The sequence below is a fragment of the uncultured Flavobacterium sp. genome (assembly GCF_937967675.1).
Lineage (GTDB): Bacteria > Bacteroidota > Bacteroidia > Flavobacteriales > Flavobacteriaceae > Flavobacterium.
In genome coordinates this window covers 1-19,272 of the sequence record NZ_CALBSN010000036.1, presented here as the reverse complement: position 1 = coordinate 19,272, position 19,272 = coordinate 1, and the positions used below count along the sequence as shown (strand labels likewise).

At 33.2% G+C, this 19,272-nt stretch carries 15 protein-coding genes and 1 other RNA gene; 8 read left to right on the top strand and 8 right to left on the bottom strand.

The genetic code is table 11. The annotated features are described in order from the left end of the window. Positions 1–41: 41 nt before the first annotated feature. Together Q0075_RS02325 and Q0075_RS02320 are read left to right on the top strand one after the other, a co-directional pair. The gene (locus Q0075_RS02325; protein WP_297868115.1) at positions 42–2,102 is read left to right on the top strand and encodes a S9 family peptidase; all 2,061 of its coding nucleotides are present in this window, start codon (positions 42–44) and stop codon (positions 2,100–2,102) included. Positions 2,103–2,239: 137 nt separating this feature from the next. Then, a complete protein-coding gene (locus Q0075_RS02320; protein WP_297868114.1) occupies positions 2,240–3,280 on the top strand; it encodes a cysteine synthase family protein in 1,041 nt (346 codons plus the stop codon). Between the two features lie 6 nt (positions 3,281–3,286). Here the strand turns inward: Q0075_RS02320 and Q0075_RS02315 are convergent, their stop codons facing one another. The 3 genes from Q0075_RS02315 to gcvT all read right to left on the bottom strand — a co-directional run bounded on the left by Q0075_RS02315 (position 3,287) and on the right by gcvT (position 5,651). Further along, positions 3,287–3,622, bottom strand: a complete 336-nt coding sequence (locus Q0075_RS02315; protein WP_297868113.1) for a hypothetical protein — start codon at positions 3,620–3,622, stop codon at positions 3,287–3,289. A gap of 106 nt (positions 3,623–3,728) precedes the next feature. After that, on the bottom strand, positions 3,729–4,448 hold the full coding sequence (locus tag Q0075_RS02310) for a YebC/PmpR family DNA-binding transcriptional regulator (RefSeq protein ID WP_297868112.1): 720 nt from the start codon (positions 4,446–4,448) through the stop codon (positions 3,729–3,731). Between the two features lie 120 nt (positions 4,449–4,568). Then, positions 4,569–5,651 carry a glycine cleavage system aminomethyltransferase GcvT gene (gene gcvT / locus Q0075_RS02305; protein WP_297868111.1) on the bottom strand — a complete coding sequence of 361 codons (1,083 nt, stop codon included), beginning with the start codon at positions 5,649–5,651 and terminating at the stop codon, positions 4,569–4,571. Between the two features lie 165 nt (positions 5,652–5,816). On the opposite strand from gcvT, the gene hutH reads away from it, so the two are divergent. After that, on the top strand, positions 5,817–7,319 hold the full coding sequence (gene hutH / locus Q0075_RS02300; RefSeq protein ID WP_297868110.1) for a histidine ammonia-lyase: 1,503 nt from the start codon (positions 5,817–5,819) through the stop codon (positions 7,317–7,319). A 48-nt stretch (positions 7,320–7,367) separates the two neighbouring features. Here the strand turns inward: hutH and Q0075_RS02295 are convergent, their stop codons facing one another. The 4 genes from Q0075_RS02295 to Q0075_RS02280 all read right to left on the bottom strand — a co-directional run bounded on the left by Q0075_RS02295 (position 7,368) and on the right by Q0075_RS02280 (position 12,463). Further along, entirely contained in the window at positions 7,368–7,730 is a 363-nt protein-coding gene (locus tag Q0075_RS02295) for a DUF1304 domain-containing protein (RefSeq protein ID WP_297868109.1), read from the bottom strand. A gap of 38 nt (positions 7,731–7,768) precedes the next feature. Further along, positions 7,769–8,284 carry a YetF domain-containing protein gene (locus Q0075_RS02290; protein ID WP_297868108.1) on the bottom strand — a complete coding sequence of 172 codons (516 nt, stop codon included), beginning with the start codon at positions 8,282–8,284 and terminating at the stop codon, positions 7,769–7,771. 180 nt (positions 8,285–8,464) lie between these two features. Next, positions 8,465–9,832, bottom strand: coding sequence for a 30S ribosomal protein S6--L-glutamate ligase (gene rimK, locus Q0075_RS02285; RefSeq protein WP_291106154.1), 1,368 nt, complete (start codon positions 9,830–9,832; stop codon positions 8,465–8,467). A gap of 78 nt (positions 9,833–9,910) precedes the next feature. After that, entirely contained in the window at positions 9,911–12,463 is a 2,553-nt protein-coding gene (locus tag Q0075_RS02280) for an ATP-dependent Clp protease ATP-binding subunit (protein ID WP_297868107.1), read from the bottom strand. Between the two features lie 257 nt (positions 12,464–12,720). Here Q0075_RS02280 and gyrA point away from each other — a divergent pair, with 257 nt between their 5' ends. Together gyrA and Q0075_RS02270 are read left to right on the top strand one after the other, a co-directional pair. Further along, positions 12,721–15,267, top strand: a complete 2,547-nt coding sequence (gene gyrA / locus Q0075_RS02275) for a DNA gyrase subunit A (RefSeq protein WP_297868106.1) — start codon at positions 12,721–12,723, stop codon at positions 15,265–15,267. 52 nt (positions 15,268–15,319) lie between these two features. Continuing rightward, positions 15,320–16,426, top strand: a complete 1,107-nt coding sequence (locus Q0075_RS02270; protein ID WP_297868105.1) for a hypothetical protein — start codon at positions 15,320–15,322, stop codon at positions 16,424–16,426. 61 nt (positions 16,427–16,487) lie between these two features. On the opposite strand, the gene Q0075_RS02265 is transcribed toward Q0075_RS02270, so the two are convergent. Next, the gene (locus Q0075_RS02265; protein WP_297868104.1) at positions 16,488–17,534 is read right to left on the bottom strand and encodes a glutaminyl-peptide cyclotransferase; all 1,047 of its coding nucleotides are present in this window, start codon (positions 17,532–17,534) and stop codon (positions 16,488–16,490) included. A gap of 88 nt (positions 17,535–17,622) precedes the next feature. Here Q0075_RS02265 and ffs point away from each other — a divergent pair. The 3 genes from ffs to Q0075_RS02250 form a co-directional block, all read left to right on the top strand. Further along, positions 17,623–17,721, top strand: an RNA gene (ffs, locus tag Q0075_RS02260) — signal recognition particle sRNA small type. Between the two features lie 67 nt (positions 17,722–17,788). Further along, positions 17,789–18,787 carry an enolase C-terminal domain-like protein gene (locus Q0075_RS02255; protein WP_297868103.1) on the top strand — a complete coding sequence of 333 codons (999 nt, stop codon included), beginning with the start codon at positions 17,789–17,791 and terminating at the stop codon, positions 18,785–18,787. Positions 18,788–18,824: 37 nt separating this feature from the next. Then, positions 18,825–19,272: SDR family NAD(P)-dependent oxidoreductase (locus Q0075_RS02250; RefSeq protein WP_297868102.1), on the top strand; the 448-nt coding region annotated here is incomplete at its 3' end.

Below are 19,272 nucleotides of genomic sequence, written 5' to 3'. Positions count from 1 at the left end.
TTATTTTTGCTCCTGTTTACAGTCAAAATAAAACAAAAACAATGTCAGATAAAATTGTTCCTCCTGTTGCTAAAATTGTTCCAAAAACATTAGAAAAGCATGGCGATAAAAGAATTGATAATTACTATTGGTTAAATGAAAGAGAAAATCCAGAAGTTATCGATTACTTAAATAAAGAAAACGAATATTACCAAAAATCAACAGCACATACGAAACAGTTACAAGACGAATTGTTTTTAGAAATGAAGAGTAGAATTAAGGAAGATGATAGTTCGGTTCCTTATTTATACAATGGTTATTATTACATTACTCGTTTCGAAAAAGGAAAAGATTATCCAATTTATTCTCGTAAAAAAGGGAGTTTAGATGCCAAAGAAGAAATCATGTTTGATTGTAACGAAATGGCAAAAGGACACGCTTATTTCAATTTGTCGGGTTTAAATGTTTCTGAAGATAACAAATGGGTGGCGTTTGGAGTAGATTTAGTTTCAAGAAGACAATATACCATCCAAATTAAAAATTTGGAAACAGGAGAAATTCTTCCAGTAAAATTAGAAAACACAACGGGAGGTTCTACTTGGGCTGGCGATAACAAAACCTTATTTTATACTCGTAAAGATGCGCAAACATTACGTTCAGATAAAATTTATAAACATACCTTAGGAACTGATGCTTCTGCAGATACCATGGTTTTTCATGAAAAAGACGATACGTTCAACACCTTTGTTTACAAAGAAAAATCAAAAAAATACATAGTTATTGGTTCTAACAGTACATTAACTTCTGAATACCAAATTTTAGATGCAAAAAATCCGAATGGCGAGTTTAAAGTTTTCCAAAAAAGAACTCGAGGATTAGAATATTCGATTTCACATTATGGTGATAGTTTTTACATTGTTACGAATAAAGACAAAGCAACGAACTTTAAATTAATGAAAACACCAGAAACAGCAACTTCTGCTGAAAACTGGAAAGATTTAATTGCACACAGAAGTGATGTTTTATTAGAAGGAATCGAAATTTTTAAAGACTATCTAGTAGTTGAAGAGCGTTCTAATGGTTTGAACAAAATTAGAATCATGCCTTGGAATGGAAAAGGGGAGTATTACTTACCTTTTAATAGTGAAACTTACACGGCTTATACTACAACTAACGCAGATTTCGATACTGAAATTTTACGTTATGGATATCAATCTATGGCAACACCCTCTTCTGTGATTGATTTCAATATGAGAACTCAGGAGAAAAAAGTATTGAAAGAGCAAGAAATTTTGGGTGGGAAGTTTGATAAAAACAATTATGTTGAAGAAAGAGTTTGGGCAACTGCAACTGATGGAACCAAAGTGCCAATTTCGATGGTGTATAGAAAAGGAATCAAAAAAGATGGTAAAAACCCATTCTTACTATATGCTTATGGCTCTTACGGAGCTACAATGGATCCTTATTTTTCTTCAACACGTTTGAGTTTGTTAGATAGAGGATTTATTTATGCCATTGCTCATATTAGAGGAGGAGAGGACTTAGGAAGAGAATGGTATGAAAACGGAAAACTTTTGAAGAAAATAAACACGTTTACCGATTTTATTGATTGTTCTAAATTTGTAATTGCAGAAAAATATACTTCCCCAGAACATTTATATGCAGAAGGTGGTTCTGCAGGTGGATTATTAATGGGAGCGATTGTAAATATGGCACCAGAATTATATAATGGGGTTATCGCCCAAGTTCCTTTTGTGGATGTAGTTACGACTATGTTAGATGATACCATTCCATTAACAACAGGGGAGTATGACGAATGGGGAAATCCAAATGATAAAGTATATTACGATTATATGTTATCCTATTCACCATATGATCAAGTAAAAGCGCAAGCGTATCCAAATATGTATGTTTCCACTGGACTTCACGATTCGCAAGTGCAATATTGGGAACCGGCAAAATGGGTAGCAAAATTACGTGTTATGAAAACTAACGATAAGCAATTATTCTTAGATACCAATATGGATGCTGGTCATGGTGGTGCATCAGGCCGTTTTGAAGCATTAAAAGAATTGGCCAAAGAATTTGCGTTTTTGTTAGATTTAGAAAAAATTAAGAAGTAGTTAAACTTTTTTTGTTAAATTTGCAAGGTTTTGGAATTACCTAAAAGTGATTGCAATCCAAAAAATTAAGTATAAAATACTAAAAATGCTAGTAAAGCATAGTATTTTGGAAACATTAAAACAAACAGTATCTTCATATGAAAGAAGAAATAAAAGCCTATAATAGTGTATTAGATTTAATTGGGAATACACCATTAATCAAACTGAATAAAGTTTCAGCTGATTTACCAGGTAATTTCTATGCAAAAGTTGAAGCCTTTAATCCAGGTCATTCTACAAAAGACCGAATTGCGTTATATATTATTGAAGAAGCAGAAAAAAGAGGTATCTTAAAACCTGGAGATACCATTATTGAAACTACTTCAGGAAATACTGGTTTTAGTTTGGCAATGGTTAGCATCATTAAAGAGTACGATTGTATTTTAGCGGTGAGTTCAAAATCATCAAAAGATAAAATCGATATGTTGCGTTCAATGGGAGCTAAGGTTTATGTTTGTCCGGCTCACGTTTCTGCAGATGATGAACGTTCGTACTACAATGTTGCTAAAAGATTACACGAAGAAACAAAAGGATCTGTTTATATTAACCAATATTTCAACGAATTAAACGTTGATGCTCATTATAACTCTACAGGACCAGAAATTTGGGAACAAACAGGCGGTCAAATTACACACTTAGTGGCGTGTAGTGGAACTGGAGGAACTATTTCGGGAACTGCACGTTTCTTAAAAGAGCAAAACCCAAATATCAAAATTTTGGGAGTTGATGCTTTTGGTTCAGTATTGAAAAAATACCATGAAACAAAAGAGTTTGATAACGCTGAAATTTATCCATACCGTATTGAAGGTTTAGGTAAAAACTTGATTCCAACGGCTACTGATTTTGATGTTATTGATAAATTTATCAAGGTTTCCGATGAAGAAAGTGCGCACACAGCAAGAGAATTAGCTAAAAGAGAAGGGTTATTCGTAGGATATACTTCTGGAGCTGCTTTCCAAGCGGTGAAACAATACGCTGAAGAAGGCGAATTTGACGCTAACAGTAATGTAGTAATCATTTTCCCTGACCATGGTTCACGTTACATGAGTAAAGTATTCAGCGACGATTGGATGAACGAACAAGGTTTTTTTGATTCAGTTAACCAAGAAGAAGCTTTAAAAATTGAAATTATCAAGTAATTGATTTTAGATATAAAAAAATCCCAATCTTTCGATTGGGATTTTTTTGTTTTGTGGGCACGGAATGCAATTCCGCGCTATCGGGTTATCAATTATATCTGCATAATGAATCAGACATTCCATTACTTTGGTATAATCGTCATTGAAATCAATACTTTTAATATTATCTATTTTAATAAAAATTATACCATCTGGTTTTCCAAAACGTGTGAAATGTCTAAAACCTATATAATCATCACTAATTTCTGAAACATAACCTACAATAGAACTTTTATCACCATTGTATTGCCATATAGAGATAATTTCTTTATTATCTTTAGATCTTTGTAATGTAGATATCAAAATACTTGTATTCATTTTATTTTTTTTAACTCATTAATAATAGCTAATATATAAAAAAATCCTCACAATTTCTTGCGAGGATTTCGTATATGAAATAGAAAAAGAATTACTCTGCGCTTTCTTGCATCGTATGATATACGTTCATTACGTCATCGTCTTCTTCAATTTTTTCTAATAGTTTTTCAACATCTGCTACTTGGTCTGGTGTTAATTCTTTCGTTACTTGTGGAATTCTTTCAAATCCAGAAGATAAGATTTCTAAACCACGAGCTTCAAGTTCTTTTTGGATAGCACCAAAGCTTTCAAAAGGAGCGTACATAACAATTCCGTCTTCGTCAGCAAAGATTTCTTCTACTCCAAAATCAATCATTTCTAATTCTAATTCTTCCACATCTTGTCCTTCTGCTGGAATTCTAAAATTACACGTATGATCAAACATAAATTCAACCGAACCTTGTGTTCCCATTGTTCCATTACATTTGTTGAAGTAACTTCTAATGTTAGCAACCGTTCTGTTGTTATTATCAGTAGCCGTTTCAATCAAGATAGCAATTCCGTGAGGTGCATAGCCTTCAAATAATACTTCTTTATAGTTAGCCGTATCTTTATCCGATGCTTTTTTAATGGCACGCTCAACGTTTTCCTTCGGCATATTCGCTGCTTTCGCATTTTGGATTACCGCTCTTAAACGTGCATTAGTTTCAGGATTTGGACCGCCTTCTTTTACGGCAATTACGATATCTTTTCCAATTCTTGTAAACGTTTTAGCCATTGCTGACCAACGTTTCATTTTACGGGCTTTTCTAAATTCAAACGCTCTTCCCATTTCTTTTTTGGTTTAAAGTTTCAAGTTTCAGGTTGCAAAAATAACAAATTCAAGTTCAAGTACAAGTTCAAGTTCAATTTTCAAATTTGTAATTGCTCTTGTCTTTGTACTTGTTCTTGATTACTTTTTATAAAATGGCATTTTAACCACTTTCGCTTTAATATCTTTATTTCTAATTCTAATGTAAATTTCAGAATCTGGTGTAGCTAAAGCCGTTGGAACATATCCCATTCCGATTGCAATTCCCATAGAAGGTGATTGCGTTCCAGAAGTTACGATTCCAACTACATTTCCGTTTGCATCAGCAATTTCGTAATCGTGACGAGGAATTCCTCTTTCAACCATTTCGAAACCAACTAATTTACGAGAAACACCTGCTTCTTTTTGTTTTTTCAAGTTTTCTGAATTCGTGAATTCTTTGTCGAATTTCGTAATCCAACCTAAACCTGCTTCTAATGGCGAAGTCGTATCGTTGATGTCGTTTCCGTACAAACAGAATCCCATTTCTAAACGTAAAGTATCACGCGCAGCTAATCCAATTGGTTTGATTCCGAATGCTGCTCCAGCTTCAAAAACTTTGTTCCAAATGTATTCCGCATCTTCGTTTTTAAAGTAAATTTCAAATCCTCCCGAACCTGTATAACCTGTAGCCGAAACAATTACATCGCTTTTTCCTGCGAAATCACCAATTTGGAATGTGTAATATCCCATATTTGTTAAATCGATAGAAGTTAAAGATTGCATAGCTTCTGCCGCTTTTGGTCCTTGAATCGCTAATAAAGAATAGTCATCAGAAAGGTTTTGCATGTCTACTCCTAAATCATTGTGCTCAGCAATCCAATTCCAATCTTTTTCAATGTTAGAAGCATTTACCACCAACATATAGTGATTATCGGCAACTTTATAAACGATTAAATCGTCAACAATTCCGCCTTCGTTATTTGGTAAACAAGAATATTGCGCTTTTCCATCAACTAATTTAGAAGCGTCATTTGAAGTTACTTTCTGAATTAAAGCCAATGCGTTTTCTCCTTTTAAGAAAAATTCTCCCATATGAGAAACATCAAAAACACCAACGCCATTTCTAACGGTTTCGTGTTCTACATTTACTCCTTCATATTGAACTGGCATATTGTATCCAGCAAACGGAACCATTTTAGCTCCTAAACTTTCGTGAATGTGCGTTAACGCTGTATTTTTCATGATTTGATGTTGTATTTTTTGAATGCGCTAATTTATTGAAAATTCTTAAAAATGCACCGCGATTTGCCTTAAAATTTGAGAACTATTTATTTTTTGTTAATAATGCTGATAAATCTTGCATTTTAACAATTGTTTGCAGAATTTTGGACTTTTAAAATTAACCAAATGGAAACTACACATTATATAAGTTCAGATTTATTGTCTATCGATATGATTAACGAGATTGTTTTTCAAGGAAAGCAATTGGCACTATCAGAGGAAGCTATTGTAAACATTGAGAAATGTAGAAAATATTTAGATGATAAAATGAAGTCGAATTCTGAACCAATCTACGGAATCAACACCGGTTTTGGTTCGTTATGTAATGTGAAAATTTCGAATGAAAATTTATCAAAACTTCAAGAGAATTTGGTAAAATCGCACGCTTGCGGAACTGGAGAAGAAGTACCACATGACATTGTAAAAATCATGTTGTTATTGAAAATCCAATCGTTAAGCTACGGACATTCAGGTGTTCAGTTGGTTACAGTGCAACGTTTGATTGATTTTTATAATAATGATGTTTTACCTGTAATTTATACACAAGGTTCGTTGGGCGCTTCGGGCGATTTAGCTCCTTTAGCGCATTTATCGTTACCCTTGTTAGGAGAAGGTGAAGTTTATGTTGATGGTTTCAGACAGCCAGCTTCAAAAGTATTAGCAAAATTTGGTTGGGAACCAATCGTTTTACAATCAAAAGAAGGATTGGCGTTATTGAATGGAACGCAATTCATGAGCGCTTATGGCGTTTACTGTTTGATTAAAGCTGAGAAAATTTCCTATTTAGCCGATGTAATTGGAGCCGTTTCATTAGAAGGTTTTGATGGAAGAATTGAACCATTTACAGATTTGATTCATTTAGTTCGCCCACACAAAGGTCAAGTACAAACTGCGGAAAGAATGCGCGATTTGCTAGAAGATAGTGAAATCATTGCGCAACCCAAAGTACATGTGCAAGATCCATATTCGTTTAGATGTATTCCACAAGTGCATGGTGCTTCAAAAGATACGATTGATTATGTTAAGAAAGTATTCCGTACTGAAATCAACTCGGTAACCGATAATCCAAATATTTTCGTTGGAGAAGATTTAATTATTTCAGGAGGAAATTTCCACGGACAACCTTTAGCTTTAGCATTAGATTTCTTAGGAATAGCGTTATCAGAATTAGGAAGTATTTCGGAAAGAAGAACCTACCAATTGATTTCGGGATTGAGAAATTTACCAGCGTTTTTGGTAAACGATCCAGGATTGAATTCAGGTTTCATGATACCACAATATACAGCGGCAAGTATCGCAAGTCAAAACAAACAATTAGCTACACCAGCAAGTATTGATAGTATTGTTTCTTCAAACGGACAAGAAGATCACGTGAGTATGGGTGCTAATGCAGCAACAAAAACCTTACGTATTGTTGAAAATGTAGAACGTATTTTAGCTATCGAATTATTAAACGGTTCACAGGCTTTAGAATTCAGAAGACCATTAAAATCAAGTGAGTTTATCGAAAGTTTTGTAAAATCGTACAGAGAAGAAGTTTCGTTTGTATCAGAAGATCGAATTCTGCATTACGATATTGAAAAATCAGTTTCGTTTTTGAATAGCTTTCAAATTGAAATGGAAGATTAATACAAAGTAGTATAAAACTAAAAAGCTCAAGAAATTCTTGAGCTTTTTTTATAAAAATAAAATGGTAATAATCGCTATAATTGCTGGAAGCGCTTGAACATAAAATATTTTCTTAGAAGCGGAATAAGCTCCAAAAATTCCAGCAACTGTCACACAGCAAAGAAAAAAAAGAGCAATATTTTGGCTCCAATTTTCATCCGAAATAGCCAAAGACCAAAGTAATCCTGCAGATAAAAATCCGTTATACAAACCTTGATTAGCGGCTAAAACTTTTGTTTTTTCAAATAAATCTTCTGGGATGGTTCGGAATACTTTTTTGGCACTAGTTGTCCAAGCAAACATTTCAAGCCATAGAAAATACAGGTGAAATAAAGCTATGATTACAATTAGAATTTTACTGATGATGTGCATAATTTTTTTTATTGATTAAACTATATAATAAATTTTTATTAATTGTTTAGTTTACCTAATGTTTTATGAATTTTCCTTTTGTGATGGGTTTGTTTTAAATTCTCGTTACCTGAAATGATACTAATATTTCCATCGATTTCAAACATGGCTAATTTTACGTCTTTATAATATTCGATTCCGTGTTCACGCATGGCTTCTTCAAGTTCTTCTGATGTAATCCCTAATCGAGCAAGGGTTTTGAACTCAATTTTTCCGTTGTGTATTAAAACTTCAGGTTTGTCTTGAACTAATTCTTTGATGAATTTTGACTTCAGCATCACTTTCTTAAAAATAGAATTGATTAAAAAAAGTGAAAAAGCAGCTATAATTCCTCCATACAAAGAAGTATTAGCGCCAACCATTGCATTTTGGACGGAATTACTAATCAATAAAATCAAAATAACATCAGCCGTATTAAGCTGTGAAAGCTCTTTTTTTCCAAATATTCGCAAAGCAATTATCATAAAAAAATAAACAGCTACACTTCTTAATGTGATGTCGATATACGGATTCATTTAATTCTTTTAAAAACTATAACAATAAGACTTATTAAAGCAGTTGCTTCGGCGAACATTCCAATTGTTAACATGATGTTTGCACCAGGCCAATGCATGAGTTTAAACAGAGAGCCAATTATTGTTATTGCCATTCCTAACAGAAATAAAACTAATGGAACTGAATATTGCTTTTTCATATTATTTCCACTTAAAGTTTTTCTCAATGGCTTTAATCATCTCTCCAGCGATGTCTTTTTGAGTTGCGCCTTCAATTCCTTCTAATCCGGGAGAAGAATTAACTTCTAGCAACAAAGGACCTTTAGACGAACGAATAATATCCACTCCTGCTACTTTTAAATTCATAGCTTTAGCGGCTTTAATAGCAATTCTCTTTTCATCAGAAGTAATTTTTACAACTGAGGCCGTTCCTCCCATGTGAATATTAGCTCTGAATTCTCCAGGAGCGGCTTCACGTTGCATGGCTGCTACAACTTTTCCGTCTACAACAAAGAGTCTCAAATCTTTACCATTGGCTTCTTTTATGAATTCCTGAACTAAAATATTAGCATTTAAACTCTTGAAAGCATTAATTACGGATTCAGCTGCTTTTTTAGTTTCTGCCAAAACGACACCTTTTCCTTGTGTTCCTTCTAATAATTTTACAATCAAAGGCGAACCTCCAACCATTTTAATTAAATCGTCAGTATCTAAAGGAGAGTTGGCAAATCCAGTAGTAGGAATGTCAACTCCATTGTTTAATAATAATTGTAATGAAAATAATTTATCTCTCGATTGCGTAATAGCAGAAGCATTGTTTAAAGCAAATACTTTTAAAGCTTCAAATTGACGTGTCAAAGCGCAACCATAATACGTCATGCTAGGACGAATTCTTGGAATTACGGCATCAAAATCATTCAATACTTTTCCACCACGATAATGGATTTCAGGTTTTGTAGCATCTAATTTCATGTAGCAGTATTTCAAGTTTAAGAAATGCATTTCATGACCTCTTAATTCGCCCGCTTCTAAAATGCGTTTGTTGCTGTATAATTCAGGATTACTAGCTAATAAACCAATTTTTAATCCTTTTTTGTTTTCTGTTGCAGCGTAATAATATTCTTTAAGTTTTTCGGTTGTAGGTTGCCCTAATAAATAGCGTTTTTCAGGATCGACTAAAACACGACCTGACATAGCTTCACGACCTAATAACATCCGGAAACCCATTGAATCGCGATTAGTTAAAGTAACCTCAATTTCCCAAGTTTTGCCACCAATTTCAAGTTTGGTTTTAATTACATAGCGCTGTTCTCTGAAACCACTGGAACTTTTAACTACTCTTTTGTCAATTAAAGGGGCTTCACAATGAATAACTGCTTTTGCATTATTTTGTATAGGATTGATATCGAATTTAACCCAACTCTCGCTGTCTTTTTCAAATGTAACAATATTGATGGCGTGCAATGCTGATGTTTTTGCACCCGAGTCAACACGAGCTTTGATAGTTGGAATACCTAGAGCAGGGAAGGAGCACCATTCTTCACTTCCTACGATAACTTTGTCTTGCATAAATGAATTGTAATTTAGAACTAATGTAGTATTTTTTTTAATACAATTATCATTTCTGCAAATAAAAAAAAACCAAGCTTAAGAGCTTGGTTCTTCTAGTTTTTTAATTTCTATTTTGAGTTCTTGACTACTTTCATCTAAATCCATGAAAATCTGGTCGCCTTCATGAATTTTATGTGTGATGATTTCCTCAGCAAGAGCATCTTCCACATATTTTTGAATGGCTCTTTTTAAAGGTCGGGCACCAAATTGCTTATCGAAACCTTTATCGGCAATGAAATCTTTTGCTTTTTCAGAAAGAACAAGCGTGTAGCCTAAATCTTTAACTCTTAAATACAATTTATCCATTTCGATATCAATAATTTTATCAATATCATGTTTTTCTAGTGCATTGAATATTATTACATCATCAATACGATTCAAGAATTCTGGAGCAAATGCTTTTTTCAAGGCATTTTCGATAATTCCTTTAGAATGTTCTTCGGTTTGTGCTTGTTTAGAAGCCGTGCCAAATCCAACTCCAGTTCCAAAATCTTTTAATTGGCGAGCACCAACGTTTGAAGTCATGATGATAATCGTATTTCTAAAATCGATTTTACGACCTAAACTATCGGTTAAATGTCCGTCATCTAAAACTTGTAGCATCATGTTAAATACATCTGGATGCGCTTTTTCAATCTCATCTAAAAGTACTACACAATATGGTTTTCTTCTTACTTTTTCGGTTAATTGACCACCTTCTTCATATCCAACGTATCCTGGAGGCGCTCCAACTAAACGAGAAATTGCAAATTTTTCCATGTATTCACTCATGTCGATACGAACTAGTGCATCTTCTGAATCGAATAATTCTTTTGCAATAACTTTTGCTAATTGTGTTTTACCAACTCCGGTTTGACCTAAGAAAATAAACGAACCAATTGGCTTGTTTGGATCTTTTAATCCGGCACGATTTCTTTGGATAGATTTTGCAATTTTCAATACTGCTTCGTCTTGTCCAATTACCTTACCTTTAATTAGTTCTGGTAAGTGAGCTAATTTATTACTTTCAGTTTGAGCAATACGATTTACAGGAATTCCCGTCATCATAGAAACTACATCCGCAACGTTATCTTCTGTAACGGTTACTTTGTTGTTTTTGGAATCTTCTTCCCATTGTTCTTGCGCGATTGCCAAATCTTTTTCGATGCGTTTTTCATCATCGCGAAGTTTAGCTGCTTCTTCGTATTTCTGTTTTTTTACAACTGTGTTTTTAAGTTCGCGAACTTCTTCTAATTTTTTTTCTAATTCCAAAATTTGCTTTGGAACATCAATATTGATGATATGAACACGAGAACCCGCTTCATCTAAAGCGTCAATAGCTTTGTCTGGAAGGAATCGATCAGTCATATATCGATTAGTTAATTTCACACAAGCTTCAATAGCTTCAGGCGTGTAAATTACGTTGTGATGATCTTCGTATTTAGGTTTGATATTATTCAAAATCGTAATCGTTTCTTCAACAGATGTTGGTTCTACAATTACTTTTTGGAAACGTCTTTCTAATGCGCCATCTTTCTCAATATATTGACGGTATTCATCTAAAGTTGTTGCTCCAACACATTGAATTTCACCTCTAGCTAATGCTGGTTTAAACATGTTAGAAGCATCAAGTGAACCAGTTGCGCCACCCGCACCAACAATAGTGTGAATTTCGTCAATGAATAAAATGATATCGTCGTTTTTCTCTAATTCATTCATTACCGCTTTCATTCGTTCTTCGAATTGACCGCGGTATTTTGTTCCAGCTACTAAACTTGCTAAATCAAGTGTAACGACACGTTTGTTGAATAAATTTCGAGATACTTTTTTCTTGATAATTCGTAGAGCCAAACCTTCAGCAATTGCTGATTTTCCAACTCCAGGCTCTCCAATTAAAAGAGGGTTGTTTTTCTTTCTTCGGCTTAAGATTTGCGAAACACGTTCAATTTCTTTTTCGCGTCCAACAACTGGATCTAATTTTCCTTCTTCAGCCATTTCAGTTAAATCACGACCAAAGTTATCTAAAACAGGAGTTTTAGATTTTTTGTTTGTTTTGCTTCCAGAAGGAGGAGTGTTACTAAAGCCACTGTCTTTCATACCTTCATCATTTCCGTTATCATCGTTGAACGATTCTGCTTTCGGTAAATTTTCTAAATAATCGTCTTCATTTGTCATCATGGCTGTATATTGCTCTTTAACGGTTTCGTAATCTATTTTTATTTTATTCAATAATTTTGTTGTAGGGTCATTTTCATTTCTTAAAATACACAACAAAAGATGTGCTGTGCTAATCTCAGAATTATTGAATAATTTAGCTTCTAAAAATGTGGTTTTCAAAGCTCTTTCGGCTTGTCTAGTAAGATGTAAATTTTGTTTTTCTAAATTTTGAATTCCATTAGGGTTGGCAGGGCTCAGAATTTCAACTTTTTTTCTTAGATGAGATAAATCTATTCCTAAGTTGTTTAAAATATTTATTGCTTTACCATTACCGTCTCTTAGTATCCCGAGCATTAAATGTTCAGTACCAATAAAGTCATGACCTAAACGTAAAGCTTCTTCTTTACTGTAGGTAATTACATCTTTAACTCTTGGTGAAAAATTATCGTCCATAATAATTATAGTAATGATTGTAAAATTACAAATTTATTAGTGTTTTTTCAAAAACCGTGCCTCTAAAAGTACTGTCATGCTAAATGACAAAAAAAAAATTAAAAATGAAAGAAATTGTATTTCATTTTATAACCAATTTTGTAAACAAAATTGTTAATAAAAATTCGAAATAAGTGGTTTAAAATTTGTGCTAAAAGTTCAAAAAGCCGTATATTGGCACGTTTTAGTACTAATATATAATTTTAATATAAATACTTATGTCAGAAGGAGAAAAGTTAATTCCTATTAACATTGAGGATGAAATGAAATCAGCTTACATCGATTATTCGATGTCTGTTATTGTGTCACGTGCACTTCCTGATGTTAGAGATGGTTTAAAGCCTGTACACCGTAGAGTTTTATACGGAATGTATGAATTAGGAGTTCTTTCGAATAGAGCCCACAAAAAGTCGGCTAGAATTGTAGGAGAGGTTTTAGGTAAATATCACCCACACGGTGATAGTTCAGTATACGATGCCATGGTTCGTATGGCTCAGGAATGGAGTTTGCGTTACTTAATGGTTGATGGTCAAGGTAACTTTGGTTCTGTTGATGGCGATAGTCCAGCAGCGATGCGTTATACCGAGGCTAGAATGAAGAAAATATCGGAAGATATGTTGGCTGATATCGAAAAAGAAACAGTGGATTTCCAATTGAACTTTGACGATACGTTGCAAGAACCAACAGTAATGCCAACGCGTATTCCTAACTTATTGATTAATGGTGCTTCGGGTATTGCTGTAGGTATGGCTACAAACATGGCACCTCACAACTTATCTGAGGTTATTGATGGAACATTGGCTTACATTGACAATAACGATATTGATATAGATGAGTTAATTACACATGTAAAAGCACCAGATTTTCCAACAGGAGGAATTATTTATGGTTATGAAGGAGTAAGAGAAGCATTCAAAACGGGTAGAGGTCGTATAGTTATTCGTGCTAAAGTTGGTTTTGAAGAAGTTAATGGTAGAGAAGCTATCATTGTTACCGAAATTCCTTATCAAGTGAATAAAGCCGAAATGATTAAGAAAACGGCTGATTTAGTTAATGAGAAAAAAATTGAAGGTATTTCAAACATCCGTGATGAATCGGACAGAAATGGAATGCGTATCGTTTATGAATTAAAGCGTGATGCGGTTCCCAATGTAGTCTTAAATACACTTTATAAATATACCCAATTACAATCTTCTTTCAGTGTGAATAATATTGCATTGGTAAAAGGTCGTCCGGAAATGTTGAATTTAAAAGATTTGATTCATCATTTCGTAGAACACCGTCACGATGTAGTAGTAAGAAGAGCACAATTCGATTTAAGAAAAGCTGAAGAAAGAGCGCATATTTTAGAAGGTTTAATTATTGCTTCAGATAATATTGATGAAGTAATTGCATTAATTCGTTCGTCTAAAGATGGAGATGAAGCTAGAGCAAAATTAATCGAAAGATTTAATTTATCTGAAATTCAAGCTCGTGCCATCGTAGAAATGCGTTTGAGACAATTAACAGGTCTTGAACAAGACAAATTACGTGCAGAATATGAAGAAATCATGAAATTGATTGCTTATTTGAAAGAATTATTAGCAAGCAAAGAAATGAGAATGCAAGTAATTAAAGACGAACTGATTGAAGTTAAAGATAAATATGGAGACGAGCGTCGTTCTCAAATCGAGTACGCTGGTGGTGATGTAAGTATCGAAGATTTAATTGCGGATGAAAGTGTAGTAGTTACCATTTCTCATGCGGGTTATATCAAACGTACCTCTTTATCAGAATATAAAACGCAAAATAGAGGTGGAGTGGGCCAAAAAGGTTCGGCTACACGTGATCAAGATTTCCTTGAGCATTTATTTGTTGCTACAAATCATCAATATTTGATGTTCTTTACTCAAAAAGGAAAATGTTTCTGGATGCGTGTATACGAAATTCCAGAAGGAACCAAAGCAAGTAAAGGCCGTGCAATTCAGAACTTAATTAACATTGAACAAGACGATAAAGTAAAAGCGTTTATTTGTACTCAAGACTTGAAAGACCAAGATTACATCAACAGTCATTATGTTATTATGGCTACGAAACAAGGTCAAGTTAAGAAAACGCCGCTTGAACAATATTCTCGTCCACGTCAAAATGGTATTAACGCCATCACTATCAAAGAAGACGATGAATTAATCGGAGCAAAATTAACTACTGGAAACAGTCAAGTATTAATTGCTGTGAAATCAGGTAAGTTAGTTCGTTTTGAAGAAGAAAAAACGCGTCCAATGGGTAGAACGGCATCTGGAGTAAGAGGAATTACATTAGCCGATGAAAAAGATGAAGTAATTGGATTGGTTTCTGTCGATAAAGATCATGTAAATGAATCTCAACTTTTAGTGGTTACTGAAAACGGTTACGGAAAACGTACTAAGTTAGTTGACGAGGATGGAGAAGATGTGTACAGAATCACAAATAGAGGTGGAAAAGGAGTTAAAACACTTAACATTACTGAAAAAACAGGTCAGTTAATTTCGATAAATGATGTAACTGATGAAGATGATTTAATGATTATCAACAAATCAGGATTAACGATTAGAATGAAAATTTCTGATTTACGTGTAATGGGAAGAGCTACCCAAGGAGTTCGATTAATTAATATTAAAGGAAATGATTCAATTGCTGCTGTAACTAAAGTATTGCGTGAAGACGAGTCTGAAAATGAGGAGTTAGAAGGTGATGTTGAAAATGGCACAGATATTGAAACTGAAAATAACGATTCACATGAATAAATTAATAAGGCCCAAAATATATTTGGGCTTTTGTTTAACAAAGTATAATATAATGAAAAGATTAATTTTAAGTGCAACAGTATTGTTATCTGTTGCAACGTTTGCTCAAAAAGATGAATTAAAAACGTTAAAGAAAATTTACAGTAAAGATGTTCTTTCTGAAAAAGATTTAACTGCTTATAAATCAGCAAGTGATGCCTTAGAATCTTTGGCGTCTGAAGAGGGAGATAAGGTTTATGCTAAATTTTACAAAACTATTTATCCTTATGTAGCATTAAATTCTAAAGGAGATAAAGCTACAGAACAAGATAAGTTGAGTTTATTTACTCAAGAGTATATTAATCAATATGGAAAAGTAGTAGATGAAACTATTGAGTTTGAAAAGGGAACAGATAAAAAAATATTGACAGATGATTTAGTTAAAGCTAAAGAAGTTTTTAAAAAGAGCATTGCCAATTTAGCTTTAAATTTAAATGGCTCTTCTAAATTTAAGGAAGCTGCTGTTTTGTTCTATAATTTGTACTTATTTGATCCTAAAACAGAAGGTAAATCTTTAAAAAATGCTTCAATTTTAGCTATTCAAGCATCAGATTATAAATTAGCTCAAAAAGTTTATGAAGATTATATAAATAGTGATTATTTAAATAATGGAACTATTTATTACGCCGTTAATAAGGTTAACGAGCAAGAAGAAGAATTTAACTCTAAAGAAGAGCGTTCTAAGTTTGTTAGTTTAGGAAGTCATGAAAAACCTAGAGATGTTAAAAATAATACTACTAAAGCTGAGGTTTATAAAATTTTAGCCTTAGTATATTCTCAAAATGGAGAGAATGAAAAAGCTAAAGCAGTTTATTCAGAAGCAAGAAAATTACTTCCAAACGACGAAGAACTTAAGACTGGTGAGTTTAATATATATTTTAATGCTGGATTTTCTAGTTTAGCTGATGATGAAAAATTAGTAAATGAAATCAATAATTCTAGAGCAGATAAAAAGAAATATGATGAATTAATGAAAAAAAGAAAAGAAATGTTTGCAAAATCAATTCCAGACTTTGAAAAAGCGTATGCTATTAATCCATCAGATGAAAATACCAAGACGATATTAAAAATGGCGTATGAGGTTACTGGCCAAAACGAAAAAGCCAAAGCTATAAACTAAAAAAAAACCGACGAGAGTCGGTTTTTTTTATATCTATTTATATTGTTAATGGTTTGAATTTTTATTCTGTTATACTGATTTCAAAAGTTTTATCCCAATTTTTACCCGTAACAAAATACGTTTTAGTAGCTGGGTTGTATGCAATTCCATTGAACGCATCTAATTCTTGGTGTTGTGTTACTTTGCTTCTTAAATCATGACAATTGATTACGTTTTCAACAGCACCTGTTTTTGGATTAATTACAGCTATTGCATCTTTCTGGTAAATGTTTGCCCAAATTTTTCCATTAATCCATTCCATTTCATTAACCGCTTCAATCTTAGCACCATTTGTATAAACGTTAATGTAATCTTCTACTTTAAAGGTTTCAGGATTTAAAATATAGATTTTTTCAGAACCATCACTCATATATAATTTTTCACCATCATTGGTGATTCCCCAACCTTCTGTTTCAAATGAAAACGTTTTTTCTAATTTGAAGGTTTTGGCATCATAAATAAAACCTGTTTTTTCCTTCCAAGTCAATTGATATATTTTGTCTTTTAAAACCGTTATTCCTTCTCCAAAATACTTATCTTCTAATTTAATTTGTTCGGTAACTTTTCCTGTTTTATAATCGGTTTTTCTTAGCGTTGATTCTTTATATTGACCAGTTCCTTCTAATAATACGCCATTATAAAATTCAAAACCTTGCGTGTAAGCATTTATGTCGTGAGGATATGTGTTGACAATTTTATAATTCAAAATCTTTGGTTCAGCACTAGCATAAATTGAAAATCCTGAAGAGATATCAATATTTTGTCCTTCAAAATAAACTAAAGCTTTAATCGTTTGGTTTCCTAGTTTCTGATTGTTCAAGGCGAAAGGTAATTTCTCGTTTCCTTTTACCGAACCAATTTTAACTTCGTTAATGTAGTAAACAACTGAATCAATCGTTTTATTTTCTTTGTTTTGTAAGACCAAATCAATACTTTCTTCTAACTTAAGAATCGGTTTTATAGTAGAATTTTCAATCGAAAATAAATTTTTTAATGCATTTTCATCTTCTTTACATGACGTAGAAATTACGCCTAAAACTATGAAAGCGAATAGCTTAACTTTTAACATGGTTGAAATATTTATTACCGTAAATATACAATGATTTTTTATACTCACAATTGCCTTGCAAAAATATAAAAAGGTTGTATATTTGCATCGGCAAGTCCTACACGACCAGCTCCTGCAGACTCCTCCAGGGTGGGAACACAGCAAAGGTATGTGGTTGTAGCGGTGCGATGTAGGTCGCTTGCCATTTTTTATTTCTTTTGAATTGTTATCTCCCTTTGTGGAGATTTTTTATTTTTACACCAATTCTAATTCCTATGCACATCACTTGGCAAATTGTTCGCTTACAACTAAAAGAAACGTTTTCAATTAGTTATGGAAGTTACTCGTTTAGAGAAGCCTTAATTGTTTCGCTTTCCAAAAACGGAAAAACTGGTTTTGGCGAATGTACAGCGATTGATTACTACGGAATTAATTTAGCCGATTTCACTCAGAAATTAGCCGAAATTCAAACCCAAATCGAAAAACAATCCATAAATCATCCAATCGAATTTTATACTTTTTTAAAAAGTTTACAATTGCATTCTTTTTTGCGATCGGCTTTAGATTGTGCGTATTGGGATTTATTCGGGAAGTTAGAAAACAAGAGTTTCTTAGAATTAAATTCGATTGAAATACAACAATTACCTGAATCTTCCATCACCATAAGCGTCGCACCAATAGAAGAGCAATTGCAAAAAATCGCAAAATCCGATTGGAATAAATTCAAAGTAAAATGGAATCATTACGATGAAAAAGCATTGGATTTATTGTTGAATTGCGAAAAAGAAATCGCTTTAGATGCCAACGGAAGTTTCTCTATTTCAGAATGTAAGCAATTGGAAGAAAATCCTTTATCAGCTCAATTTACTTATATTGAACAACCCATGAAAACTGGAATTTCAAATTACAGTCATTTGAATGCTTCTAAATTTGCGAATTGGATGGCCGATGAAGATTGCCAAGAACAAACAAAACTTTCCGATTTAAAATCGCATTATAAAACCATCAACATCAAATTAGTCAAAACGGGCGGATTAACTCCAGCTTTAGAACTAATTAAAGAAGCAAGAGCAAATGATTTCAAAATCATGATAGGCTGCATGACCGAATCTACTGTAGGAATTTCAGCCGGTTCTGTTCTAGTTCCATTAGTGGATTATGTAGATTTAGATGGCGCGAATTTAATTGCCAACGACATCGCTTTTGGTAGCACGATTGAAAAAGGAAAAGTGTTGCTTTCGGAGAAAGTTGGGTTAGGAATTTCTTTGAAATAATTTAAAGCCGTATTTTCGCAGTATAATTCACACTAAAATGAGTAAAGTAGTATTAATTACAGGTGGTTCATCAGGAATTGGAAAATCAATTGGTGAGTTTTTACACCAAAAAGGTTTTGTAGTATATGGCACAAGCCGAAATCCTGAAAAAATCACCAATTCGATATTTCCATTAGTAGCTTTAGATGTTCGCGATAAGCAAAGTATTGTCAATTGTGTTGCTGAAGTTATCCAGAAATCAGGACGATTGGATATCGTAATTAATAATGCTGGTGTTGGAATAACTGGTCCAATTGAAGAAATTCCAACAGAAGAAATCCGAAATAATTTTGAGACGAATTTATTTGGTCCAATTGAAGTGATGAAAGCGGTTTTGCCTCAAATGCGGGAACAAAAATCGGGTTTAATTATCAATATTACCTCGATTGCGGGTTATATGGGATTGCCTTATCGTGGCATTTATTCCGCATCAAAAGGCGCTTTAG